The organism is Pseudomonas sp. UBA6562, from assembly GCF_002434265.1.
GTDB lineage: Bacteria > Pseudomonadota > Gammaproteobacteria > Pseudomonadales > Pseudomonadaceae > Aquipseudomonas.
The window spans coordinates 930,060-955,238 of the sequence record NZ_DJJS01000006.1 but is presented as its reverse complement, the minus strand read 5'-3'; the positions used below and the strand labels follow the sequence as shown (position 1 = coordinate 955,238).

The 25,179-nt window shown below is 64.7% G+C and carries 23 protein-coding genes; 11 read left to right on the top strand and 12 right to left on the bottom strand.

The window, feature by feature from the left end:
* Window positions 1-256 precede the first annotated feature (256 nt).
* Window positions 257-6,076, top strand: a complete 5,820-nt coding sequence (locus B4M43_RS11760; RefSeq protein WP_296267180.1) for a S8 family serine peptidase — start codon at window positions 257-259, stop codon at window positions 6,074-6,076.
* A 140-nt stretch (window positions 6,077-6,216) separates the two neighbouring features.
* Here B4M43_RS11760 and B4M43_RS11755 read toward each other — a convergent pair whose 3' ends face one another.
* The 4 genes from B4M43_RS11755 to prlC form a co-directional block, all read right to left on the bottom strand.
* A complete protein-coding gene (locus tag B4M43_RS11755) occupies window positions 6,217-7,275 on the bottom strand; it encodes a PA0069 family radical SAM protein (RefSeq protein ID WP_296267179.1) in 1,059 nt (352 codons plus the stop codon).
* Between the two features lie 93 nt (window positions 7,276-7,368).
* Window positions 7,369-9,393 carry a M3 family metallopeptidase gene (locus B4M43_RS11750; protein ID WP_296267178.1) on the bottom strand — a complete coding sequence of 675 codons (2,025 nt, stop codon included), beginning with the start codon at window positions 9,391-9,393 and terminating at the stop codon, window positions 7,369-7,371.
* A 136-nt stretch (window positions 9,394-9,529) separates the two neighbouring features.
* Entirely contained in the window at window positions 9,530-9,811 is a 282-nt protein-coding gene (locus tag B4M43_RS11745; RefSeq protein ID WP_296267176.1) for a YheV family putative zinc ribbon protein, read from the bottom strand.
* Complete coding sequence (gene prlC, locus B4M43_RS11740) at window positions 9,808-11,859, bottom strand: oligopeptidase A (RefSeq protein ID WP_296267174.1); 2,052 nt, start codon at window positions 11,857-11,859, stop codon at window positions 9,808-9,810. Before prlC ends, B4M43_RS11745 begins: the two co-directional genes overlap by 4 nt.
* Before the next feature lie 104 nt (window positions 11,860-11,963).
* On the opposite strand from prlC, the gene B4M43_RS11735 reads away from it, so the two are divergent.
* Both B4M43_RS11735 and B4M43_RS11730 read left to right on the top strand, forming a co-directional pair.
* Window positions 11,964-12,512: a gamma carbonic anhydrase family protein gene (locus B4M43_RS11735; RefSeq protein WP_296267173.1), complete on the top strand. Its 549-nt coding sequence runs from the start codon at window positions 11,964-11,966 to the stop codon at window positions 12,510-12,512.
* A gap of 41 nt (window positions 12,513-12,553) precedes the next feature.
* Entirely contained in the window at window positions 12,554-13,204 is a 651-nt protein-coding gene (locus B4M43_RS11730; protein WP_296267171.1) for an HAD family hydrolase, read from the top strand.
* Here B4M43_RS11730 and B4M43_RS11725 read toward each other — a convergent pair.
* A complete protein-coding gene (locus B4M43_RS11725) occupies window positions 13,194-14,303 on the bottom strand; it encodes an aminopeptidase (protein WP_296267169.1) in 1,110 nt (369 codons plus the stop codon). The two genes, B4M43_RS11730 and B4M43_RS11725, sit on opposite strands and share 11 nt — an antisense overlap.
* A gap of 63 nt (window positions 14,304-14,366) precedes the next feature.
* Here B4M43_RS11725 and B4M43_RS11720 point away from each other — a divergent pair, with 63 nt between their 5' ends.
* On the top strand, window positions 14,367-14,780 hold the full coding sequence (locus B4M43_RS11720; RefSeq protein WP_296267167.1) for a hypothetical protein: 414 nt from the start codon (window positions 14,367-14,369) through the stop codon (window positions 14,778-14,780).
* Between the two features lie 50 nt (window positions 14,781-14,830).
* Window positions 14,831-15,244, top strand: coding sequence for a hypothetical protein (locus B4M43_RS11715; RefSeq protein WP_296267165.1), 414 nt, complete (start codon window positions 14,831-14,833; stop codon window positions 15,242-15,244).
* A 37-nt stretch (window positions 15,245-15,281) separates the two neighbouring features.
* Here the strand turns inward: B4M43_RS11715 and B4M43_RS11710 are convergent, their stop codons facing one another.
* Window positions 15,282-15,515, bottom strand: a complete 234-nt coding sequence (locus tag B4M43_RS11710) for a DUF1161 domain-containing protein (RefSeq protein WP_296267163.1) — start codon at window positions 15,513-15,515, stop codon at window positions 15,282-15,284.
* A gap of 93 nt (window positions 15,516-15,608) precedes the next feature.
* Window positions 15,609-16,034, bottom strand: a complete 426-nt coding sequence (locus B4M43_RS11705) for an OsmC family protein (protein WP_296267161.1) — start codon at window positions 16,032-16,034, stop codon at window positions 15,609-15,611.
* 149 nt (window positions 16,035-16,183) lie between these two features.
* Here B4M43_RS11705 and B4M43_RS11700 point away from each other — a divergent pair, with 149 nt between their 5' ends.
* Window positions 16,184-17,188 (top strand): LLM class flavin-dependent oxidoreductase, encoded by a 1,005-nt coding sequence (locus B4M43_RS11700; protein ID WP_296267159.1) that lies wholly within the window; start codon window positions 16,184-16,186, stop codon window positions 17,186-17,188.
* A gap of 51 nt (window positions 17,189-17,239) precedes the next feature.
* Here the strand turns inward: B4M43_RS11700 and B4M43_RS11695 are convergent, their stop codons facing one another.
* On the bottom strand, window positions 17,240-17,461 hold the full coding sequence (locus B4M43_RS11695; RefSeq protein WP_296267157.1) for a DUF1161 domain-containing protein: 222 nt from the start codon (window positions 17,459-17,461) through the stop codon (window positions 17,240-17,242).
* Window positions 17,462-17,550: 89 nt separating this feature from the next.
* Window positions 17,551-17,766, bottom strand: coding sequence for a dodecin (locus B4M43_RS11690; RefSeq protein ID WP_296267156.1), 216 nt, complete (start codon window positions 17,764-17,766; stop codon window positions 17,551-17,553).
* A gap of 151 nt (window positions 17,767-17,917) precedes the next feature.
* On the opposite strand from B4M43_RS11690, the gene B4M43_RS11685 reads away from it, so the two are divergent.
* Complete coding sequence (locus tag B4M43_RS11685) at window positions 17,918-18,241, top strand: DUF883 family protein (protein WP_296267154.1); 324 nt, start codon at window positions 17,918-17,920, stop codon at window positions 18,239-18,241.
* Here B4M43_RS11685 and B4M43_RS11680 read toward each other — a convergent pair.
* The gene (locus B4M43_RS11680; protein ID WP_296267152.1) at window positions 18,238-19,134 is read right to left on the bottom strand and encodes a LysR family transcriptional regulator; all 897 of its coding nucleotides are present in this window, start codon (window positions 19,132-19,134) and stop codon (window positions 18,238-18,240) included. The two genes, B4M43_RS11685 and B4M43_RS11680, sit on opposite strands and share 4 nt — an antisense overlap.
* Before the next feature lie 108 nt (window positions 19,135-19,242).
* On the opposite strand from B4M43_RS11680, the gene trpB reads away from it, so the two are divergent.
* Window positions 19,243-20,460, top strand: coding sequence for a tryptophan synthase subunit beta (gene trpB / locus B4M43_RS11675; protein WP_296267150.1), 1,218 nt, complete (start codon window positions 19,243-19,245; stop codon window positions 20,458-20,460).
* On the top strand, window positions 20,457-21,263 hold the full coding sequence (trpA, locus tag B4M43_RS11670) for a tryptophan synthase subunit alpha (RefSeq protein ID WP_296267148.1): 807 nt from the start codon (window positions 20,457-20,459) through the stop codon (window positions 21,261-21,263). Before trpB ends, trpA begins: the two co-directional genes overlap by 4 nt.
* A 58-nt stretch (window positions 21,264-21,321) precedes the next feature.
* Here the strand turns inward: trpA and B4M43_RS11665 are convergent, their stop codons facing one another.
* Window positions 21,322-21,654, bottom strand: coding sequence for a DOPA 4,5-dioxygenase family protein (locus tag B4M43_RS11665; RefSeq protein WP_296267147.1), 333 nt, complete (start codon window positions 21,652-21,654; stop codon window positions 21,322-21,324).
* A gap of 34 nt (window positions 21,655-21,688) precedes the next feature.
* Window positions 21,689-22,591, bottom strand: coding sequence for a choline sulfate utilization transcriptional regulator (locus B4M43_RS11660; protein ID WP_296267333.1), 903 nt, complete (start codon window positions 22,589-22,591; stop codon window positions 21,689-21,691).
* A 109-nt stretch (window positions 22,592-22,700) separates the two neighbouring features.
* Here B4M43_RS11660 and betC point away from each other — a divergent pair, with 109 nt between their 5' ends.
* Both betC and choX read left to right on the top strand, forming a co-directional pair.
* Window positions 22,701-24,218 carry a choline-sulfatase gene (betC, locus tag B4M43_RS11655; protein WP_296267145.1) on the top strand — a complete coding sequence of 506 codons (1,518 nt, stop codon included), beginning with the start codon at window positions 22,701-22,703 and terminating at the stop codon, window positions 24,216-24,218.
* A 14-nt stretch (window positions 24,219-24,232) separates the two neighbouring features.
* Window positions 24,233-25,159, top strand: coding sequence for a choline ABC transporter substrate-binding protein (choX, locus tag B4M43_RS11650; RefSeq protein WP_296267143.1), 927 nt, complete (start codon window positions 24,233-24,235; stop codon window positions 25,157-25,159).
* The last annotated feature ends 20 nt before the right edge of the window (window positions 25,160-25,179 follow it).

The window sequence follows — 25,179 nt, the reverse complement described above, 5'->3', positions numbered from 1 at the left end:
TTATTTACGGCAAACGCCCGATCGTGAAGATTATTTTACAACATCTTAGTTGTATTGAATAAGGCAAAGGCTGAGACCAGCAATCTTGCTTTCAATTTCACCCACTCCCGAAGCTCTCTATAGGATCACTATGAAAACATAATTAGGTGCCATGACCGCTCTAACACGCACAACATACCAAAAACCAAAATCACGCACCTCAAGTATATCGACAACTCAGCACTTCAATCTTTGAAACCAGTTAATTGAGAATAAAATGAGCAAAGAAAGCCACTCTCTAACGATAAAAATAGCAACAATTGGAGCAAAATACGAACATCAAATAGACAGCGAAAAGCACAATAAAGGGGACGTAACCGAATCGACAGCTGGTCATATGTGGTACTCTTTTAATGATGGAGTAAGCTCGTCTGTAAGCTCCGGATTCCAATCTAAATCTGGAACTCCGTATGGCGCAGGAGATGTATCTATCTACGACGACCAAGCTTATCGAGAAACCGCGAAAGAAATAACTATCAGTATAAGTGCATCCCAATACAATACACTTATCGATTTCTCAAAACATCCAGAAAACTATGGATTTAATACCAACCGGTATAACGCCCTTACTAATAGCTGTATAGATTACACTTATGCCGCGCTTACCGCTATTGGGCTAAACCCCAAAAATGAGCAGGGTGACATACTTCCAGTCTTCAACGACGATAACATTAAAGAACTATTCTACACCCACGGCGCCAACATCATCCGTGACGACCTGGTTCGCCGGGGCGACTACTACGAAGATAAAGATGGCCAGAAATGCATCTGGCTCAATCAATCCGATGTACGCAAACCACCAGAGTCTTCCAGCCCGGTAGAGCTCGACATCACCCCTTCCCCCCAACCGCAGCAACGCATCGAAAACGAAACCCAAGCCCAGGACGACGTCGCCAGCGGCCACGTGTCCCGCTCCTCTACCCACCGTATTTCCGCCCCAGGCGGGCTGCTGAACGCGACCGACTTCGCCTCCACCCAAATGGCCGGGCTCGCCACCGGCGGGGTGCGTCCGGGGGAGGTCCAGCTTGATGAAAACGTGCGGCCCAACGCGCACTTGTCCTCGTTCTACACCACTCCAGAAGCGCAACAGCCCAACTTCGGCCTGCGCAATGCCATGGTCCTCAACGGCCTGTCGTCCATGGCGGCATTCAATACCTACGTCGACCCTTTACTGCTCGATCTCACCGGCGGCGGCGTGCACATGACCGACCTCACCGACGCCGTGCTGTTCGACACCGACCACAGTGGCACGCTCAAACGCAGCGGCTGGGCGGACCGCACGACGGGGATGCTGGTGATCGACGACGGTAGCGGGCAGATCGGCAATGTCAGCCAGATGTTCTCCGAGTACTACAAGGGCCAGGCAGGCGCCGAGGGCGCAGCGGGTGAGAAACGCTTCAAGCACGGCTTCGACGCCTTGGCCAGCGAAGACGGCAACCAGGATGGCGTCATCGACGCCAGCGATCCGATCTGGCAACAGCTGCGCGTGTGGGTCGACGCCAGCCACGACGCCAAGGTCGATGCCGGCGAATTCAAGACGCTCGACGAACTGGGCATCACTCAAATCAGCGTGCGGCCGGCGTCGACCGAGCAGCGAACGCTCGATGGCAACCGCGTGCTCGCCAGCGGCACCTTCACCCTCAACGGTAACCAGCAGGAAATACTGGCCGTAGACTTCCTCGGTGAGTCGATCAGCAACACGGTTGCCCATGAAGAAGGAGCCCTGCGCATCACCTCGACCACCGCGGGGGCCAACAGCCGCACCACCAAGGCCTTTTCCAGCCTGAGCGCTACCGGGGTTTCATTGGATGCGGCCGCGCTGGGTGTGGACAACCTGCTCGGCGGCCAAGGCGACGACACCCTGAATGCCGCGCCCGCCGGTAGCTGGTTGGCAGGCGGAGCGGGCAGCAACACGTACAACGGCGGGGCTGGAGATGACGTCTTCGTCATCAGCGCATCGGACGACCCGGCCAATCTCCACGGCAATGGCGGTCGCGACACTGCCATCGTGGTCGGCAAGCAGGGCGTCACGTTGAACCTGGCAAAAGCCGGATTGACCATCGCCCAAGGCGGCGATGGCAACGACAGGCTCATCAGCGGCGGCCATCTCGGTGTGTTCCTCAAAGGCGGCACGGGCCATTCGACGCTGATCGGTGGCGCCGGCACGGATGTGCTGGTGGGCGGCACCGGACACAACACCATCATCGGTGGCAGCGGAAAAGCGATCATCTACGCTGGCCCCAACGGCGACACCATCTACGGCGCGCAAAGCGGCAGCGTGATCCATGCCGGAGGCGGGGCCGACCAGATCTACGGCGGCGCCAGCGACGACGTGATCGAAGTGGGCCACGGCAATGCCAGCATCGACGGCGACGGTGGGATCAACCTGGTCACGTTGCACGGCACCCACGGCGAATACGAGATCACGCGCAGCGCCGAAGGTTATGTAGTGGCCGACAAAGTGGCCGGTCGGGACGGCACCGTCACCTTGAAGAACGTGCAGAAGCTCAATTTCTCGAACATTTCCGCCGTCGACTTGCAAACCCCCAACGCCATGCCGGTGCCGGACGTACTGAAGGTCGACCACGAAGGTGCTCCCTTCGAGCGCACACGGGCGCACCTGATCAGCGCGGCAAGCCTGCTGGCCAACGATTTGCTGCTGGGCAGCCAGGGCGGCCTGCGCCTGGAAAGCGTCGGCGAAGCCACAGGCGGGACGGTGAGCCTGAACGAGCAGGGCGACGTGTTGTTCACACCACAGCCCGGTTACACCGGCGCCATGAGCTTCAAGTACGGCATCGTCGATGCCCAGGGAAATCCGGCGGCCTCGGTGGTGGCGTTGAGCAATGGCGAAACCGCGCCGATGCGCGCCAGCGTCGCGCTACTGGATGCGCAGTTGCCCAGCGACCCTCTGGCAGCGCAGCAGTGGTACTTGAGCGACAGCAACATCCTGCCGGTCTGGCAGGACTACACCGGCAAGGGCGTGCGCATCGGCATGTTCGAACCGGGCGGCGAGTTCGCCACGGCACCGGAAATCTTCGACATCCAGCACCCTGACCTTGCCGCCAATGTCGACCAGGCCTGGCTCGCCTCGCAACGCGACAAGGGCGTGCTTCCCGCCCTGGCTTCCAACCACGCCACCATGGTCGCCGGGGTGATGGTCGCAGAGCGCAACGAACAGGGCGGCGTAGGCGTCGCCCATGGCGCGACTCTCGGCGGCTTCTACCTGGCCAACCGGGGCGACGACCTGACCGGGCTGGGCAACATGGTGAACTTCGATGTGGCCAACCACAGTTGGGGGTTCAAGACCGACTTCGCCCTGGGCAACGTATCGCGCGGCAACGTCAACACGGCCAGTGCGTTGTTGTCCACCGTACGCACTGCCGTTCACAACGGCCGCGGCGGTCTAGGCACGGTGATCGTCACCGCCGGTGGCAACGAGCGGGCGAAAGGCGGGAGCGCACAGGGCTCGTTGACCAACAACAACCGTTTCTCGATCCAGGTCGGAGCCATCAATGCCAAGGCCGACCTGTCGACCTTGCAGCTGGGGTCGGCACCCTTCTCCAACCCCGGCGCCAGCTTGCTGGTATCGGCGCCCGGCAGCAACGTGCTGTCCACCAGCCGGCAATTGCAGACCGAACGCGGCTCCACGTTCGGTAACGACTACAGCAGCATGCAGGGCACCAGCTTCGCCGCGCCGATCGTTTCCGGCATTGCCGCGTTGGTGCTGCAAGCCAACCCCAACCTAGGCTACCGCGACGTCCAGCAGATCCTGGCGCTATCGGCCACACGCCTCGACGACCCTGCCACGCAGTGGACGCACAATGGCGCGCGTCACTGGAACGGCGGCGGGCTGCACGCCAGCCACGATTACGGTTTCGGCAAAGTGGACGCCCGTGCGGCGGTTCGGCTGGCCGAAACCTGGATCGCGAAACAGGTAGGCGCCGATGAGGCCGTGTTGACGGCCAGCAGCGGGGAGCTGGCGCAAGCACTCGGCGCCGGCGGCAGCCTGCGCAACGAACTGCAGGTGGCGGCTGGGCTGAATGTCGAGCACGTCGAGGTCGAGCTGGACGCGACACTGGGTCGGCTGGGCGATCTCGGCCTGGTGCTGGTTTCGCCGAGCGGCCAGCGCAGCGTATTGCTCGACCGCCACGGCAAGGTGCCACAAGGCACGGCCGGTGCCAGCGATACCGATAACGGCAGCACCCGCTCCGGCGCCTTCGTCTACAGCTTCATGAGCACCCACCATCTGGGCGAGCGCTCTGCCGGCACTTGGGCGCTGGAGCTGACCGACGCTGCCGGCGGTGAGCCTGTCACCCTCAACAACTGGGCGCTGCGTTTGTACGGCAGCGCTGACGATGCGCACGACACCTATTTCTACACCGATGAGTTCCCCGTCGCCCTGCAAAGCCAAGCCGAGCGCGGTGCACTGGACGATTCGGTCAATGGCACGCCAGGCGGGCGCAATACGCTGAATTTTGCGGCAGTCAGCGGTAATGTGGACGTGTCGCTGGAAACCGGCGTGGCCAATGTAGCCGGCGCAGCGCTCGCCTTGACCAACCCAGCCACCGTGCACAACGTGATCGCCGGCGATGGCAACGATACCCTGGTGGCCGGCCCTGGGGACGCGCTCCTTCACGGCGGGCGCGGTATCAATAACCTGACTGGTGGCAATGGGCAGGACCTGTTCGTGGTGCAGCGGCGCGAAGGCGGCCAAGACACGATTCATCACTTCGAAACGAACAAGCCGGAGGTGATCGACCTGGTCGGCTTCACCGGTAAATCGTTCGCTGACCTGGTCATGACGCAGCAAGACGCGGACGTTCGAGTCGACCTCGGCGGCGGGCAGCACCTTCTGCTCAGTGGCCAGACCCTAGAAAGCCTCAACGCGGCGCACTTCAACTTCCAAGACCGCTTTGCCCCTCCTGCCCGTTACATCGACAGCCTCGAGACCGGCAACGAGCCAACGCCGCAGACCGGTACCGTCGTGCTCAATGGCGGCGCGAAAGGGGTCAGCCTCGACACAGGAGCGGATGGCCAGTTCGTGTTCTCTCTGGCCGGCACGATCTATAGCCCGGATGGAGCGCCTGCGGATCGCTTCGTGGTCAGCCACCAACCCAATGCCAAAGACTACGGCAACGCCCTGCGCGGTTTCCGCCATGGTGTCGACAAGATCGATTTGAGCCAGGTCGGCGTGACGCGTTTCGAAGAGCTGAGCATCGTCAAGCAGGAACGTGGCAACTTCAACGGTCTGGCGCAGATTCACGGGGTCGATGTCAGCACGCAGGTACTCAGAAGTGCCGAACAACCGGTGAAGCTGCTCTATCTCGATACCCTCGAGGTCTCGCAACTCGATGCCAACGACTTCATCTTCGCTACCGCGCACCTGCCGTTGGAAAGCGGGCAACCCGAAGCGGCGCCGCTGCAACATGCTGTCGCCACACCCGTACAGCCTGAGACATCCGAAACTACAGACATACATGACCCTCTTCCTGCCGATGGACCGGCACCAGGGCAAACGCTTCTTGGCGCAGGCCTCGCCCGCGCCCGCCCCATGACGTCCGAGCTTGCAGATACAACCCGCAACCTTTGGATCGATGTCGAGGCGGAATCGGACGTTGCAGCGCGTCTGGCCGCTGTGAACGAGCGAATCGAGTCGACACGCGCACGCCCCTTCGATCAGTCGATCGACGAGCACCTTGCCGAGCGGCGTGCGCTCGGCCCGGTAGGTCCAAAAGCGCTCGCCCCCAGGGACATCGGCAAAGTGGGTCCAATCTTCGAGGCTCTGAGATTGGATGACAGCAATACCGCTAGCACCCTGCTGGATCCGCTGCAGCTCGATCGACGAAGGGCCGAGGCTTGGACGAACACTGCGGGCGGTGCAGACACCGCTCGGTGGCGCCAGGAGGATCTGGCGCTGACTTCCGATCAACTGCTGCAGGCCATGGCCGCCTTTGCTCCCACGCCCTCGGCGCTGCCCAACTTCGACGCAGCACACGCACAAACCCTGCAGCCGGTGCTTGCGGCCAATTGGCAATGAGCTGACAGTGAATTGCAGGTGGCCTTGGCGCTCGGAGTCGAGCCCGAGGTGCCTGCTCGACCACGGTTGAAACCTCTTCAATCGCAAGGTGCAGACGGCCACGGCCTTTTCAGGGCGTGGCCAGCCCGACCGACCTGTGCTCAGAACAGCGCCATCTGCGCCCCCGGCACCGCAAACGCCGAACAGTCCAGCGCCAACGCCTCGCGCCCCGCGAACCCCAACCGCCGCGACGCCTTGCGAAAGCGCTGCTCCAGCAATTCGGCGAACACCCCCTCGCCACGCATGCGAGCGCCGAAGCGACCGTCGTACAGCTCACCGCCGCGGCTCTGGCGAATCAGGCTCAGCACGTGGTTGGCGCGCTGCGGGTAATGGTCGTGCAGCCATTGCTCGAACAGCGGCGCCACTTCCAACGGCAGGCGCAGCAGCATGTAGGCCGCGCTCTGCGCGCCAGCGTCGCGGGCCGCTTGCAGCAGGTGCTCGAGTTCGCTGTCGTTGATCATCGGGATCATCGGCGAGCAGATCACGCCTACCGGCACGCCTGCTTCGTGCAATACACGAATGGCGCGCAAACGTGCCTGGGGCGCGGCGGCACGCGGTTCGAGCACGCGCTTGAGGCCGTCGTCCAGGGTGGTGAGGCTGATCATCACCCGCACCAGGCGCAGGCGCGCCAGTTCCACCAGCAGGTCGAGGTCGCGCAGCACCAGCGAACCCTTGGTGACGATGGTCACCGGATGGCGGAAGCGCAGCAGCACTTCCAGCAGGCGCCGGCTGAGCCTGTGCTCACGCTCGATGGGCTGGTAAGGGTCGGTGTTGGCGCCCAGGTTGATCGGCGCGCACACGTAGCCGGGGTTGCTCAGTTGCCGTTCCAGGACTTCGGCGGCATTGCTTTTGGCGATCAGCTTGGTTTCGAAGTCCAGCCCCGGCGAGAGGTCCCAATAGGCGTGGCTGGGGCGGGCATAGCAGTAGATACAGCCGTGCTCGCAACCCCGGTAGGGGTTGATCGACCGATCGAACGGCAAGTCGGGGGAGGCGTTGCGGGCGATGATGGTCTTGGCCTGCTCGATGCGCACTTCGGTGCCCTGGGTGAGCGGCACTTCCTGATGCCAACCGTCGTCCACGGCGTGGGACTGGCTGGGTGCGAAGCGATTGTGCGGGTTATGGGCCGTGCCACGGCCCTTTTGCGGAGCAGGAGGAATCATGTCGACCTATAACTGTATGCGCATACAGTACCGGGTATCGCCCAGACCCTCCAGCCCCGCCGATCAGCTCGCCTTTGGCTCAGGCGACGGCTTTCACTCAGCCGGCGTCAAGCCGTGCCACGCCATGAAAGCCTCGGCGTTGGCTTCGCGCCCCAGAAACGCCCGCATGCCTTCGCGCAGCGGTTGGGCCGCGCCTGCGTCGAGCAGTGTGGCCTGCAAGGCCTGCCCCGTGGCTCGGTCGAGCAGGCCGTTGGCCTGGAAGCGCGAGAACAGATCGAACGCGTGCACGTCGGACCAGACATAGGCGTAGTAGCCGGCATCGTAGTAGCCCAGCAGATGGTCGAAGCCGTGCGCAGGGTGCTCGTGCTCGTCGAGTGGCCAGTAGCCGCAGCGGTCGCGCGCCTGCCGCAAGCGCTCCTCTAGGCTGCGGCCATCGTGCGGGGTGGCGTGCAGGTCGAGGTCGAACAGTGCCAGGCTCAGGTCTTCGACGGCCTTGTCGAATTCGGCGCGGCGCAGGCTTTCCAGCAGCGCCGCAACCTGCGCTTCCTGCAACTGTCCGCCATGCTGGTGGTGGCTCGAAATCGACACCAGGTAGGCCGGGTTCCAGGCCCAGCGCTCGATCAATTTACTGATCACCTCGACGCCATCGGCGCCCAGGCCGGTAACGTTGGAGTTGACGTGGTTGGTGGTGCGCACCAGCAGGTGCTGCAACGCATGGCCGAATTCGTGGAACAGCTTGCGCAGCGCCAGGTGGTCGAGCAATGGCTCGCCACCGTCGACCGCCGCCGGCACATCGCTGAACACCATGGCCACCGCAGGGTGGAACACCCCTTCGGCATCGACCCGGCGGTTGTGCACGTAGCGGGTTTCCACGAGGTCTGGCTGCTTGCCGGGGTACTGCACCGCATCGAGGTACACATACCCTACGTGGGCATGGTCGAGCCAGACCTCGAACGCTTGCACGCTGTCCTGCCACACTGGAATCGCCACGTCCGGACGCACCAACTGCAACCCGAACAGCCGCTCGGCCAGTGCGCACAGCGCCTCGACCACCTTCGACAAGGGGAAGTGCTCGCGCAGCACGTCCATGCCCAACGGTGCGGTGCGCCGATGCGCCAGCGTCTGCACGTAGTACCGGTCCCAGGGCTGCAAGGTGCCGAGGCCGAACTCGTCCGCCAGGCTTTGCAGCTCGGCGCGGCGTTGCAGCATGACCGGCCGCATGCGATCGGCCAGGTCGTGCAGGAACGCCAGCACCGCATCGAGCGAGCCTGCGCTCTTGCTTTGCAGGCTCAGCGCCGTGTGATCGGCGAAGCCCAGCAGCTTGGCGCGCCGGTCGCGCAAGTCGGCCATCTGCAACAGCAGTTGGCCATTGTCGGTCTGTCCCTCGGCACCGACGCCGCGCTGGTGATGCCGGCGGTATACCGCCTCGCGCAGGTCGCGGTCGGCGGCTTGTTCCAGCACCACTTGGGTAGTGGCCTTGTCGGTGCCGATCAGCCAGCCCTCGGTGCCGGCCTGGCGCGCCTTGTCCGCCAACTCGTCCAGCACCCTGGCCGGCAGCCCTTGCAGGCGCTCGGCCTCGGTGACGGGAGTGCCGCTCAATTGCAGATTGGCGGCGAACTGCATGGCCCGTTGCAGCACCTGTTGCTGCAAGTCCACGATCTGCTGCCGGGTTGGTTCGTCGAGGGCCGCGCCTTGCAGTGCGAAGGCCTGTCGATACCAATCCAGGACGGCCCGCTCGTGGGCGTCCAGGCCCTGTCCGGAAGGGCTGTCGGCCAACCGCTGGTACAACGCCTGCAACTCGCCACTGGCGAGCTTTTCGTCGAATCGGCCGAGCAGACGCGGGTAGCTTTGCTGGAACAGCGCGACCCAGTCCTGGCCACGATAGGTCAAGGGCGACAGGCCGATCAGCACTGCCAACAGCTGCGCGTCGAGGGCATCGATGGCCAATACCAAGTCGTCCCAGGTGGGCAGTTCGCGCTGCGTCTCGATCAGACGGGCGATGCCGTCGCGGTGGGCGTCGAGCGCGTACTCGAAGGCTTCGCGGGCGTTATCCAGGGTCACGGCCGGGTAGTCGACCGGCACTTCGCTGGGTTGCAGGAGGGGATTGTCGTGCGTCATGGGCAAGCTCGCTCATACGGATTGGGAGCGCGAGAGCCTGCATAAGGGTGTGCATGGGGCGGCGGTGACTATCTGGCACCCCAGGCAAAGGGCGGCGTGAAAGAAGGGCCGCCCTGGAGGAGCGGCCCTGCACGACTCACTGCGGCGGCTTCTTCAGCTTCGGATTGGGGAAGAACTGCACGGCCTGCACCTGCACCGGCGCCGCCTTGGGCGCCAGGTGGTTGACCCGCGTGCCCAGCTCCTTGGGCACCGACAGACCTTGCTCGTTGAGCGTGTCGCTGAAACCGCAGGCCACACATTCGCGGTGTGGCGTGCCGTCTTCGTTCCACATCATCAGCTTGTCCGGCTCGCTGCACGCCGGGCAGACCGCCCCGGCGATGAAGCGTTTCTTGGTTTTCATGGCAACGCCCTCGCTCATGCCGCCGCGGCCTCGCTCAGCCCGCAATGGCGCAGTAAGGCATCGATCGACGGCTCGCGTCCGCGGAAGTCGACGAACAGCACCATCGGCGCCAACGACCCGCCACGGGCCAGGATCGCTTCGCGGAACGCGCGGCCGGTGTCGGCGTTGAGCACGCCGTCTTCCTCGAAACGCGAGAAGGCGTCGGCCGACAGCACTTCGGCCCACTTGTAGCTGTAGTAACCGGCCGCATAACCGCCGGCGAAGATGTGCGCGAAGCTGTTGGGGAAGCGGTTGTAGGCCGGCGGCCGCATCACCGTGACTTCGTCGCGCACGCCTTCGAGCACGTCCAGCACGCTGCGGCCGTCGCCGTGGGTGGCGTGCAGCTCGAAGTCGAACAGCGAGAACTCCAGCTGGCGCACCATCATCATGCCCGACTGGAAATTCTTCGCCGCGAGCATCTTGTCGAGCAGGTCTTGGGGCAGCGGGGCGCCGGTCTGGTAATGCGCCGACATCAGGGCCAGGCCTTCGGGCTCCCAGCACCAGTTTTCCATGAACTGGCTGGGCAGCTCGACCGCGTCCCAGGCCACACCGTTGATGCCCGAAACGCCGGCGTGCTCGATGCGGGTCAGCAGGTGGTGCAGGCCGTGGCCGAACTCATGGAACAGCGTGGTGACTTCGTCGTGGGTCAGCAGCGCGGGCTTGCCGGGTTCGGCCGGGGTGAAGTTGCACACCAAGTTGGCCACCGGATTTTGCAACTCGCCAGCGGCGGTACGGCGGCGGTCGCGGGCGCCGTCCATCCAGGCGCCGCCACGCTTGTTGGCGCGGGCGTAGAGGTCGAAGAAGAAACGTCCGACGTGCTGGCCGTTCTCGCTGATCTCGAACAGGCGCACGTCCGGGTGCCAGGTGTCGAAGCCCTTGAGTTCGGCGATCTCGATGCCGTACAGGCGCTGGACGATGGCGAACAGACCCGAGAGCACCGTGTCGATGGGGAAGTAGGCACGCAGCGCTTCCTGCGACACGCTGTAACGCTGCTCGCGCAGCTTTTCGCCGTAGTAGCCCACGTCCCAGCTGGCCAGCTCCGGGCAACCCTGCTCGGCGGCGTAGGCCTTGAGCTGGGCCAGGTCCTGGGCGGCGAAGGGTTTGCTGCGCTTGGCCAGGTCGCGCAGGAAGCTCAGCACCTGGTCGCTGCTATCGGCCATCTTGGTGGCCAGGCTCAGTTCGGCGTAGTTGCCGTAGCCCAGCAGCTGGGCCAGCTCCTGGCGCAGGTCGAGCAGCTCGTGCATCACCGGGCCGTTGTCGAACTGGCCGGCGTTCGGGCCCTGGTCGGAAGCGCGGGTGCTGTAGGCGGCGTACAGCTCTTCGCGCAAGGCGCGGTCGCTGGCGTAGGTCATCACCGCGTAGTAGCTGGGGAATTCGAGGGTGATCAGCCAGCCGTCGAGGCCTTTGGCCTGGGCGGCGGCGGCCATCTGCGCCTTGGCCGAGTCCGGCAGGCCGGCCAGCGCCGTTTCGTCGGTGACGTGCTTGCTCCAGGCCTGGGTGGCGTCGAGCAGTTGGTTGGAGAAGCGGCTGCCCAGTTCGCTGAGCTTGCTCTGCACCTGGGCGTAGCGCTGCTGCTGGTCGGCGGGCAGGTCGATGCCCGAGAGGCGGAAGTCGCGCAGGGCCTGTTCGAGGATGGTCTTCTGCGCCACGTCGAAGCCGGCGGCTTCGGGGCTGTTGGCCAGGGCCTGGTAGGCGTCGAACAGCGCGCGGTTCTGCCCCAGCTCGGTGGAATAGGCGCTCAACGCGGGCAGGCAGGCCTCGTAGGCTTCGCGCAGCTCTGCGCTGTTGCACACGGCGTTGAGGTGGCTGACCGGGCTCCAGGCGGCGCCCAGGCGGTCGTTCAGTTCGTCCATCGCCAGCACCAGGCCTTCCCAGGTGGGATGTTGGCCTTGGCTTTCGAGGATGCGCGCGATGGCCGCGCGGTTGTCGGCCAGGATCTGCTCGACCGCTGGCAGCACGTGCTCTGCGCGGATCGACGAGAAGGGCGGCAGGTCATAGGACTGCAAAAGCGGGTTGGTCGCACTCACGGTTTGGCACCTTGGCAGAAGAAACACTGCCCCATCTTAATTACAATCGACGCAGACCGCAGCAAGCAGCCTGCCTATGAGTCCGCAAGAGAGGCACTATTTCCATGGCCATTCGCTCGTTTTCCCAGCACACCCCGGTTCTGGGCGCCCGCGCCTTCGTCGACCGTTCGGCGGTCGTCATCGGTGACGTCGAGATCGGCGCCGACAGCTCGGTGTGGCCGCTGACCGTGATCCGCGGCGACATGCACCGCATCCGCATCGGCGCGCGCACCAGCGTGCAGGACGCCAGCGTGCTGCACATCACCCACGCCGGTCCCTTCAACCCCGAAGGCTTCCCGCTGCTGATCGGCGACGACGTGACCATCGGCCACAAGGTCATGCTGCACGGTTGCACCCTGGGCAGCCGCATCCTGGTGGGTATGGGCAGCACGGTGATGGACGGGGCCGTGGTCGAAGACGAGGTGGTCATCGGCGCCGGCAGCCTGGTGCCTCCGGGCAAACGCCTGGAAAGCGGCTTTCTCTACGTGGGCAGCCCGGCCAAGGCCGTACGCCCGCTGAACGACAAGGAGCGGGCCTTCTTCACCTACAGCGCCGGCAACTACGTCAGGCTCAAGGACCAGCACCTGGCCGAAGGTTTCGACCGGCCCGAGTGACGCCCCACGCGTCGACGCATTCACCGATTGGACACGCCCCCATGCATCAGCAAAACATCCTGTTCGACCTTGACGGCACGCTCACCGACCCGCGCCTGGGCATCACCCGCTCGATCCAGTACGCGCTGGCCAAGCTGGGGATCGACGAGCCCGACCTGGCGCGCCTGGAGCACTTCATCGGCCCGCCGCTGTTGCAGGCCTTCATGCACAACTACGGCTTCGACGAGGCCAAGGCCTGGGAGGCGGTGAATTTCTACCGCGAGCGCTTCCGCGTCACCGGTCTGTACGAAAACCAGGTCTATGCCGGGGTGCCGCAACTGCTGGCGGCACTGGGCGAGCAAGGCCGCACGTTGTACATCGCCACCTCCAAGCCCTGGGAATTCGCCCGCGAGATCGCCCGGCATTTCGCGTTCGACCGGCATTTCAAGGTCATCTACGGCAGCGAATTCGACGGCACGCGCACCAACAAGGTCGAGCTGATCCGCCACCTGCTCGACGAGGAAGGCCTGGACCCGGCGCATACCCTGATGATCGGCGACCGCAAGCACGACCTGATCGGCGCCCACAGCAACGGCTTGCAGGCCGTCGCCGTGGGCTATGGCTTCGGCAGCCCGGAGGAACTCCAGGCCCAGGCCCCGGCCTTCCATTTCGCCACCCTGGCCGAGATGCACCAGGCGTTCGTCAGTCGCTAATGCCCGCGCGCGGCGGCGCCAGCCGTTGCAGCCGCTCGTTGCGCGCCGCGGCCGGTAGCCGGCCCAGGGCAGCGACCTGTCGGTGGAAACGGCCCCAGTCGCCGCCCACCTGGCGGTACAGCGCGGCGAAGGCCGGCACCCATTGGTCGTACAGGCCGAAGGGGAGCAGCTTGGCGTTGTTCAGCGGGCCGTAGACCCAGGCGTCGTAACGACCGTCGCCGTGCCATGGCCCATCGCGCAGCTGCCGGTACTCGGCACGCAAGCGGGCGAACTCCGCCGCCTTGGCCGCGCGCTTGGCCGAGTCGTCGCTCGGCCCGGCATAGATCGCTTGCAAGCGCTCGCGGCTGCGCAGCACCAGGGCGACGAACTGTTCGCGCTGCTGCCGGGCGCTGTCGCTGGGCGCCGCCAGCCCTTGGGCGGCGCGCCACTGGCGGGTGCCTTCCTGCTCGACGAAGGTGGCGTAGGACTCGTTGAAGGCGGTGTCGTCCTGTACGTACACCTGCTGGTGCGACAGCTCGTGGAAGATCAGCGTGGCCAGGCGCTCGTCGCCCCAGCCGAGCATCGAAGAGAGGATCGGGTCGTCGAACCAGCCTAGGGTCGAGTAGGCCTCGACCCCACCCACGTAGACGTCCTGACCCTGCTGGCGCAACAACGCTGCCGCACCGCGCGCCGCGCCCTGGCGGTAGTAGCCGCGATAAGCCACGCAGCCGGCGATGGGGAAGCAGTGGGTGGTCGGCTGCAACGACAGCTCGGGCGTGGCGAACACGTTCCACACCACGAAGGGCCGGCCCAGATCGGCATACACCCGGTAGCTGCGGTTGTCGGGCAGTTGCAGGTGCGCGCTGGCGAACGCGCGCGCCGCTTCGGCGCGTTGCAGGTGCTGGCGCAGGGCAGGGCGGGTCTTCGGATCGTCGATCACCCGGGCCACCGGCTGACGGGCGCGCAGCAGTTGCCACTGGCCTTGGGCCAGCTGGCCGTAATACCCGAGCGAGCTGCAACCGCTCAGCAGAAGCAGCACCACGCCGGGAACAAAGCCCCTGAAAACGTAGTCCAGAAGCCCGCGGCCAGGGCGCTCGAACGCAACGCAACGAAGTTTCAAGGGTGTCGATCCCGCTCAATGGCCAATGCATCGAAGACTATCTTGCCTTGGGGAAGCTTTGCCATGCGTATGCTCATCACCGCCAGCGGCCTGTTGCTGATTTCCGCCTGCTCCACGCTGCCCGATCCCGATCCGCAGCAAGCCTGGATCGACCTCGCACCGCACGCAGACACCTCGCTCGACGCCGTGCAGGTGGACGACCGCGACTGGCAGGACGCCCGTTACTTCGAAGTGCCGCCGGGCAAACACGAGCTGACCGTGCGCTACCAATTCGCCGTCTCGCCGAGCAACATCGGTGCCGGTGAAGCGCCGTTGCAGCGTGACTGCCAGCTCAACCTGTCGTTCGCCGACTTCAACGCCGGCGAGCGTTACCGCCTGCAAGCCGGCAGTACCGGCTTCCATCCGTGGATCAAGCTGTACGACGAGCGACAGCAAATGATCGGCCAAGGTTCGCCGGCCGGTTGCCAGCGCACCTGAGGCATACGACAAGGGCTATGCTCGACACGTCATCCTTCAGGAGCTTGACCATGCGCCAGCCCATGATGCTGATCGCCCTCACCGTACTGGGAGGATGCGCCAGCCCGCTGCCGCCCGTCGATCCGAAACAGGCGTGGGTCGACCTCTACACCATCACGCCCGGCCGGCTGCTGATGGCCGACCGCTTGGACGGGGAACGCTTGGAGGATGGCCGCTACTTCCAGGTGACTCCGGGCAGGCACGAGCTGGTCGTGCGCTTCGATTACGAGATGAATTCGGGCGGTTTTTCCCTCGATCCCACCGATCGCACCTGCTACCTCACCGTGCGTTTCGACCGCTTCGACGCCGGCCAGCGCTACCGCCTGGAAGCCCGCGCGCCGGCCATGCAGCCGCGCGTCTACCTGTACGACGCACAACGGCGGGTGCTGGTCGACGAACCGAGCCGGGTGTTCTGCATCCCTTGAATGGGGTCGGCGGGTGTCGCAGGAACGCGATCAGGCGTTACTGATCGTTCTTCTGGTAGATGATCTTCTTGCTGCCGTTCTCACAGCTGCCCACCACCATGTTGGGGTCGGTCACTTCGCCGTTGGGTACGATTTCCAGGGTGTAGGACGTGACGCCACTGGCCTGGATCTTGGCTTCGATCTCGGTCTTGAGCTCGTCGCACGGCTTGGGCGCCGCCACGGCGAGGGTGGACATCAAAGAGGCCAGCACTGCGAATGCGAGGCGGGTCATGGAACGGCTCCGGTGATGGCAGTCTGGCTGCCGATTCCGTGTAGACCACGGGAAGCCGTTCCAGTTGCGGGCCTTGGGCCCTAGACCAAAGCCTTAGGCGACCAGGCTGGCGTCCAGGCTGATCTTGGCGTTTAGCACTTTAGACACCGGGCAGCCTTCTTTGGCCTTGTTGGCGATCTCCTTGAACTGCTCTTCGGTCGCGCCCGGCACCTTGGCTTTCAGGATCAGGTGCACGGCGGTGATGGCGAAGCCTTCGCCTTGTTTTTCCAGGGTCACTTCGGCCTTGGTGTCGATGCGCTCTGGCGTCAGGCCGGCGTCACCGAGCATCAGCGACAGGGCCATGGAGAAGCAGCCTGCGTGTGCAGCGCCGATCAGTTCTTCGGGGTTGGTGCCCGGCACGTCTTCGAAGCGGGTGTTGAAGCCGTAGGGGTTTTCCTTCAGCGAGCCGCTCTGGGTGGAAATGGTGCCTTTACCGTCTTTGATGCCGCCTTGCCAAACCGCCGATGCTGTCTTTTTCATGATGCCTCCTGGGCATGGATAGGTACCCAAATTCTGAGGACATCCCTTACGGCAAGTTCAGAGCAATCCCCGTTCGGCCATTGAATCGACCGATTCCGCCCATACAACGTCATAAGGCCTCAGGCCAACCATTTCTAGCGGAGGCTTTCATGACGGCATCGTCCGGCTTCAAATATTCAGTGCTCGATCTTGTGCCCGTGCGCGACGACGCAGGCCCGGCACAGTCGCTGCACAATTCCCTCGACCTCGCGCGCCACGCCGAGCGCCTGGGCTACAACCGCTTCTGGGTCGCCGAACACCACAACATGGATGGCATCGCCAGTTCCGCCACCGCCGTGCTGATCGGCTATCTGGCGGGCGGCACTTCCACCATCCGCGTTGGCTCGGGCGGGATCATGCTGCCCAACCACGCGCCTCTGGTGATCGCCGAGCAGTTCGGCACCCTCGCCAGCCTCTACCCAGGCCGCATCGATCTGGGCCTGGGCCGCGCGCCCGGTTCCGACCAGATGACCGCCCGTGCCCTGCGCCGCGAGCGTTCCGGCAGCGCCGACGATTTCCCCGACGACGTCGAGGAGCTGTCGCGCTACCTCGGACCCCGCACCGACGACCAACGGGTGATCGCCGTGCCGGGCTACGACACCGACGTGCCGCTGTGGCTGCTGGGTTCGAGCCTGTTCAGCGCACAACTGGCCGGCATGCGCGGCTTGCCCTATGCCTTCGCCTCGCATTTCGCGCCGCGCCTGATGCACGAGGCGGTGCGCACCTATCGCAACCACTTCAAGCCCTCGACCGTGTTGGACAAGCCTTACGTCATGCTCGGCGTGCCGATGGTGGTGGCCGACACCGACGAACAGGCCGAGTACCTGGCCACCTCGGTGTACCAGCGCATTCTCGCGCTGATGCGCGGGCAGAGCCTGATGCAGCGCCCACCGGTGGCGAGCATGGACGGCCTGTGGCTGCCCCACGAACGCGAGGCGGTCAGCAGCTTCCTGGGCCTGGCAATGATCGGCAGCCCGCAGAAGGTCAAGGCGAAGGTGGATGTCTTACTGGAGCAGACCGGCGCGGACGAGCTGATCTTTACGTGCGATCTGTATGAGCATGCCGACCGGGTCCGGTCGTACGAACTGCTGGCGCAGGCGCTGACACAGCACTGATGGGAAACGAGCGCCGGCCCATGGCGCTGTGGCCATGGGTCGGTGCTCGTTTCAGTCGCGGCGGTAGACGATTTCTTTGGTATTGCCTTCGCAACTGCCTACGACCTTGCCTTCCGGTGTGCCTTTGTCGACCACATCCAGGGTGTAGTTCTGCACACCTTTGGCATCGAGCTTGGCGGCGATTTCCGCCTTGAGCTCTTCGCACGGCTTGCCCGCTGCCATCGCACCGGTCGCCAACATCATCAGGCCAGAGGCCACGAGCCATTTTTTCATCGCAGTTTTCCTTGAGCGGATGAGATGGGATCAAAGCGCTGCCCCAGGGCAGCGGACCAACCGGGTGGCCGAGCGCGGTCCAGCCGAACTCAGCTGTTGGCGATCTTGAAGCCGACTTTCAGGGTGACCTGGAAATGGCCGACCTTGTTGTCTTCGATGTGGCCACGGGTTTCGGTCACTTCGAACCATTCCATGTTCTTCAGGCTGCTGCTGGCTTCGTCCAACGCGTTGTTGATCGCGTCTTCGATGCTGGTGCGCGAAGAACCTACCAATTCGACTTTCTTGTAAGTGTGATGATCACTCATGAACATGCTCCTTGGGGTGGCGTTGACTAGTGCCCGATCGTGCGGGCCTGGTTTATCTGCGAGCCGTGTCCGAGGGGAAAAGTTCGATTGCACTTTCCGCTAAGGCCACAGTCGCATTTCCTACAGCCCATCACCGCTAAGGAGCACCACTATGTCCCGCAAATCCGCGCGTAACACTTCGCTGGAAAGCATGCAGGCCGAGATCGAAAACCTGCTCAGCACCCTGGAAAGCCTCAAGGGCGACGCGACCGAAGAATCGCAGAAAACTCTGAAGGCACTGCGCAGCAACGCCGAAAGCGCCCTGCGCCATTCGCGTAGCGTGATCGGCGACGCCTACGAAGAAGTGAAGACCCGCACCAAGGAAACCAGCATCGCCACCCGCGACTACGCCAAGGAAAACCCGATGGTCACCGCAGGCGTTGCCGTCGGCGCACTGGGCTTGCTGGCCGCCTGGCTGATCTGCCGTCGCGACTAATCGAGCTGGCGCTGCAACTCGCAGCGCAGCCACTGCGCCAGTTGCTCGGCGCGCCCGTCTGCGGCGCGCCGTGGCACCCACAGCGCCAAGGCTGCACGGGTGGGGATGAAGCCCCACGGTGCAGCCAATCTTCCGGCGCGGATGTCGTCGGCCACCAAGGGTTCCGGCGCGATCGCCACACCCAGCCCCGCCACGGCCGCTTCGAGCAGGTAGTACAAATGCTCGAAGGCCTGACCCCACTGCAGCTCCTCGCTCGCCAACCCCTGTCGCTCGGCCCAGTTCGGCCAGGCCTGGGGCCGTGAAGTGGTATGCAGCAGCGGCTGCTCCAGCAAGGCGTGGGGCGGTGCTTCGTGCAACCGCGCAAATCCGGTGAAATGCGGGCTCAGTACCGGGCCGATGCGTTCCTCCAACAGCACATGCACCTGCATGTCGGCCGGCCACGGCGGCTCGGCGTAGACCAGCAGTGCGTCCAGCCCCGGCCGCCGTGGGTCGAGATCGCCTTCGCCCGCCGACAGGTGCAGGCGCAGTTCGGGCAGGTCGGCCCTGAGCCGACCCAGGCGTGGTATGAACCAGCGCGCCAACAGGCTGCCCGAACACCCCAGCACGAACGGCGCGTCGCGCTCGTCCCGGCCCAATTGCGTACAGACGTTGCGCAGACGGTCGAACGCCTCGCTACTGACATCGCGTAGACGCCGCCCTGCATCTGTGAGTTTGATGCCACGCCCATCCTTGACGAACAGGGCCACGCCCAAATGCCCCTCAAGCACCTTGATCTGCCGGCTGACCGCGCCATGGGTCACGTTAAGCGCCTCGGCCGCCTGGCTGACGCTGTTCAGCCGGGCGGTCGCCTCGAAGGCCCGCAAGGCATTGAGCGGAGGAAGTTCATCGCGCATGGATAGGTGAGTTTTCCTGACAGGTCGCTGCAATCTTATCGGTTTTCACTCGGGACGTGCGTGGTTAAAGTAGAGCCATCACTCAAGTCATCACACCCTGGAGCACCCATGACCCAGACTCAATACCGCGCCGGCCCCGACGCCGACGGCCTGTTCGGCTCGTTCGGTGGCCGCTACGTAGCTGAAACCCTGATGCCACTGGTGCTCGATCTCGCCCGCGAATACGAAGCGGCCAAGACCGACCCGGCCTTTCTCGAAGAGCTGGCTTACTTCCAGCGCGACTACATCGGCCGCCCGAACCCGCTGTACTTCGCCGAGCGCCTGACCGAGCACTGCGGCGGCGCAAAGATCTTCTTCAAGCGCGAAGAGCTCAACCACACCGGCGCGCACAAGGTGAACAACTGCATCGGCCAGGTGCTGCTGGCACGGCGCATGGGCAAGAAGCGCCTGATCGCCGAAACCGGCGCCGGCATGCACGGGGTGGCCACCGCCACCGTCGCCGCACGCTTCGGCATTCCCTGCGTGATCTACATGGGCGCCACCGACATCGAGCGCCAGCAGGCCAACGTGTTCCGCATGAAGCTGCTGGGCGCCGAGATCGTGCCCGTCACCTCCGGCACCGGCACCCTCAAGGACGCCATGAACGAGGCGCTGCGCGACTGGGTCACCAACGTCGATAACACGTTCTACCTGATCGGCACTGTGGCCGGCCCGCACCCGTATCCGGCCATGGTCCGCGATTTCCAGGCCATCATCGGCAAGGAAACCCGCGCCCAGATGCAGGAAAAGGAGGGCCGCCTGCCCGACAGCCTGGTCGCTTGCGTAGGCGGTGGCTCCAACGCCATGGGCCTGTTCCATGAGTTTCTCGACGAGGCCAGCGTGGAAATCATCGGCGTCGAAGCCGGTGGCCACGGCGTGAGCACCGACAAGCACGCGGCCAGCCTCAACGGCGGCGTGCCGGGCGTGCTGCACGGCAACCGCACCTATCTGTTGCAGGACGACGACGGTCAGATCACCGATGCCCACTCGATTTCCGCAGGCCTGGACTACCCCGGCATCGGCCCGGAACACGCCTTCCTGCACGAAGTGAAGCGCGTCGAATACGTCAGCATCACCGATGACGAAGCGCTCGACGCCTTCCACGCCAGCTGCCGCCTGGAAGGCATCATTCCGGCGCTGGAAACCGCCCACGCCCTGGCCGAAGCCATGCGCCGCGCGCCGACCCTGCCCAAGGACCACCTGATGGTGGTGTGCCTGTCCGGGCGCGGCGACAAAGACATGCAAACCGTGATGAACCACATGGCCGCCCAGGAGAAACAGGCATGAGCCGTCTCGAACACCGCTTCGCCGAGCTCAAGGCCGAAGGCCGCGCGGCACTGGTCACCTTCGTCACCGCCGGCGACCCCGGCTACGACGCCTCCCTGGCCATCCTCAAGGGCCTGCCCGAGGCCGGTGCCGACGTGATCGAGCTGGGCATGCCCTTCACCGACCCGATGGCCGACGGCGTGGCGATCCAGCTGGCGACCCTGCGCGCCCTGGAAGCCGGGCAGAACCTGGCGAAAACCCTGCAAATGGTTCGCGAATTCCGTGTCGGCAACCAGACCACGCCGATCGTGCTGATGGGCTACTACAACCCGATCCATCGCTTCGGTGTGGAGCGCTTCGTCGCCGACGCCAAGGACGCCGGGGTGGATGGCCTGATCATCGTCGACCTGCCGCCCGAGCACGACGGCGAACTGGCGACCCCCGCCCAGGCCGCCGGCATCGACTTCATCCGCCTGACCACGCCGACCACCGACGATGCGCGTCTGCCGCGCGTACTGGAGCGTAGTTCGGGCTTCGTCTACTACGTGTCGGTGGCGGGTGTGACCGGCGCAGGCTCAGCGACGAGCGAGCACGTGGAAAGCGCCATCGCCCGTCTGCGCCGGCACACCGACCTGCCGATCAGCGTGGGCTTCGGCATCCGCACACCTGAGCAAGCTGCGGCTATCGCCCGGTTGGCCGATGGCGTGGTGGTGGGTTCGGCCCTGGTCGACAAGATTGCCCAGGCCGATAACGCCGACCTGGCAGTGGACGATGTGTTGAGCCTGTGCTCGGCCTTGGCCAAAGGTGTGCGCAACGCACGCTAGGCCGCTTGCGTCCTCGCACGGGGCGGGCAACGGTTCAGGTTGCCTGCCCCGTGTCGTTTCAGCGCGTGAACAGCGCCAGGTTCAACGGCCTGACCGCGCCCATCCAGATGGCGTGGTCACGGTGGTCGGCCAGGTCGTCGCCGGTCAGCGGGTGCAGAAACACCACCAGCCCGCCGCGGTTGAGCGCCAGCCACGGCAGCACCACACCGATCAGCTCCGGAGCGAACGACAACTGGCAGCTCCAGTCCGGGTGCGGGCCCACAGGCCGCCGGTGCATGTGCCCCATGCCCACCGCGAACAGGCGCGCCGCCTCTTCGCACACTGCGCGTGCCTGGTCGAAGGTCGAGGCGTCGTAGTACACGTGGGCGTGATAGCCCTGGATTCTTTGCACGGTCGCTCCTCAAGTCCGTAGCCGAAGGCCAGTATCACTGAAGCGCGCGTTCCTGCTCCAGCCAGTCGACGAAACGTTCGATCAGCGCCCCGCGACGCTTGCGTGGCGGCAGCAGCACGTAATAGCCGCGCGCCGAGCGCAAGCTGCCGTGCAATGGCCTGCACAGCAAGCCTTGCTCGACCAGCCCGTCCACCAGATGCCGCCAACCGATGGCCACGCCCTGGCCGGCGATGGCCGCCTGAATCAGCAGGGTGTAGTTGTCGAAGCGCAGCTGCCCAGGCGGCGGTGGGGTGGTGACGCCATAACCGCGGAACAGCCCGGCCCAGTCGAACCAGCGGCTGGCCTGCTCGCCGCGCAGGTGCAGCAGCGGCAAGCGCTGCAAGGCGGCGGCCGACATCGCCTCGCCGCCGCTCAAACGCGGGCTGCACACCGGGTAGACCTCTTCGTCGAACAGCCAGCGGCTTTCCCCCTGGTGCGGTCGCCCGTCGCCGAACAGCACCGCCACGTCGATGTCGGGCCGCAGCATGGCCTGGCTGCGCTCGCCGGTGACCAGGCTGACGTCCACCTGTGGATAAGCCGCGTGGAAGCGCGCCAGCCGCGGCATCAGCCAGAAGGCGGCGAAGGCGAAGTCGGTCGCCACCTGCAACACTTCACGTTGCCCACGGCCCCGCGCCTTGGCCACACCTTCGTCCATGGCCTGCAAGCCCAGGTGGATCTGCTCGAACAAGGCATCTCCCGCTTCGGTCAGCTCGATGCCGCGGTAGACACGGTCGAACAACCGCGTTTCGAGCTGTGCCTCCAGGCGCTTGATCTGCTGGCTGACGGCCGGCTGCGTGGTCCCCAGCGCCACGGCGGCGGCGGTGAAGCTGCGCAGGCGGGCGGCGGCTTCGAAGACCCGCAAGGTATCCAACGACAGCCCGGCAAGGTGTTCGAACATAAGCATGGCTAATCCCAGTCATTGCCCGCGTTGGGCTTTACCTCAGTTATCCACAGCTCCATCCTCGTCGGCAAGCACTCCCCATAACCCGCAACGATGGAAGGCAGCCGTGAAGCGACCCAATATCCTGTTCATCATGGCCGATCAGATGGCGGCGCCGCTGCTGCCGATCTATGGCGCCTCGCCGATCAAGATGCCGCACCTGGCCACGCTGGCCGAACGGGCCGTGGTGTTCGATTCGGCCTACTGCAACAGCCCGCTGTGCGCGCCGTCGCGCTTCACCCTGGTCAGCGGCCAGTTGCCCAGCCGCATCGGCGCCTACGACAACGCCGCCGATTTTCCGGCCGACATCCCTACCTACGCCCATTACCTGCGCCGCCTGGGCTACCACACGGCGCTCTCGGGCAAGATGCACTTCTGCGGGCCCGACCAACTGCACGGCTACGAGCAGCGCCTGACCAGCGACATCTACCCGGCCGACTACGGTTGGGCGGTGAACTGGGACGCGCCCGACGTGCGCCCCAGCTGGTACCACAACATGGCCTCGGTGCTGCAAGCCGGCCCTTGCGTGCGTACCAACCAACTGGATTTCGACGAGGAAGTGGTGTTCAAGGCGCGCCAGTACCTCTACGACCATGTGCGCGAAGACAGCGGCCGACCCTTCTGCCTTACCGTGTCGATGACCCACCCCCACGACCCGTACACCATCCCGCGCCACTACTGGGACCTGTACCAGGACGTGGACATCCCCATGCCCCGCGAGACCCTGGCCCAGGATCGGCAAGACCCGCATTCCCAGCGCCTGCTCAAGGTCTATGACCTGTGGGACAAGCCCCTCCCCGAAGACAAGATCCGCGACGCGCGGCGCGCCTACTTCGGTGCCTGCAGCTACATCGACGGCAACATCGGCAAGCTGCTGCACACCCTGGAAGAATGCAGCCTGGCCGAGGATACGATCATCGTGTTCTCGGGCGACCACGGCGATATGCTCGGCGAGCGGGGGCTGTGGTACAAGATGCACTGGTTCGAGATGTCCGCCCGCGTACCGCTGCTGGTGCACGCGCCCGAGCGCTTCGCCGCCGCCCGGGTCGCCGCCTCGGTCTCGACCTGCGATCTGCTGCCCACGCTGGTGGAGTTGGCCGGCGGTAGCGTGGAGGCGAACCTGCCCTTGGACGGTCGTTCGTTGCTCGGCCACCTGCAAGGGCAGGGCGGGCACGACGAGGTGATCGGCGAGTACATGGCCGAAGGTACGGTCGGCCCCTTGTTGATGATTCGCCGTGGCGACTACAAGTTCGTCTACAGCGAAGACGACCCTTGTCTACTCTTCGATCTGCAACGCGACCCGCACGAGCGGGAGAATCTTTCCGATAGCCCGGATCACCAGGTGCTGCTGCATGCCTTCGTCGACGAGGCCAGACAGCGTTGGAACGTGCCCGCCCTGCGTCAGCAGGTGCTGGACAGCCAACGCCGTCGGCGCCTGGTGGGCGAGGCGCTGGCCCTCGGCACACTGACCAGTTGGGACCACCAGCCCAGGGTCGATGCCAGCCAGCAGTACATGCGTAACCACATCGATCTCGACGACCTCGAGCGCAAGGCACGTTATCCACAGCCCGCCCCCCTGGATTGAACAGAGAGACTCCCATGAACGCAGGTTCCACCCTTTTGCTGACCCTGGCCCTGGGCTTGGGCGCCACCGCCGCCCAGGCCGACGAAGCCGCGCAATGCGCCACGGTCAAACTCGCCGACCCCGGCTGGAGCGACATCGCCTCGACCAATGCCATCGCCCGCCTGCTGCTGGAAAACCTCGGCTACCAGGTCAAGATCGACAGCCTGGCCGTGCCGATCATCTACGGCGGGCTCAAAGACGGCAAAGTCGATGCCTTCCTCGGCAACTGGATGCCCGCGCAGCAGGGCTTCTACGACAAGTTCGTCGCAAGCCACCAGGTGCAGCAGCTCTCGCGCAACCTCGACGGCACCGAGTTCACCCTGGCCGTGCCGGAGTACGTGTGGGAAGCCGGTGTGAAGGATTTCGCCGACCTGCACAAGCACGCCGGCCAATTCGGCCAGAAGCTCTACGGCATCAGCGCCGGTTCCCCGGCCAACCTTTCGCTCAAGGAAATCATCGACAACGACGATTTCGCATTGGGCAAGTGGAAGCTGGTGGAGTCGAGCGAGCAGGCGATGCTGACCCAGGTCGACCGCGCTGTGAAGGGCAAGAAGTTCATCGCCTTCCTCGGCTGGACGCCGCACCCGATGAACGTGCAGTTGAAGATGCGCTACCTCACCGGCGGCGAAAAATGGTTCGGCGGCAAGGGCCAGGTGCATACCCTGGTGCGCAACGGTTATGCCGAGCAGTGCCCCAACCCTGCCAAACTGCTGAGTAACCTCAGCTTCACCCTCGACATGGAGAACGCGATCATGGCCGAGGCGGTGGAGAAGAAAGTCAGTTTCGACGTGGCGGCGAAAAACTGGATCAAGGCGCATCCCGACGTGCTCGATGCCTGGCTGGCGGGTGTGACCCGCAAAGCGGGCGGGGAAGGGCTGGCTGCGGTGAAATCGGCCCTTTGACCTTGGCCGACGCACACATC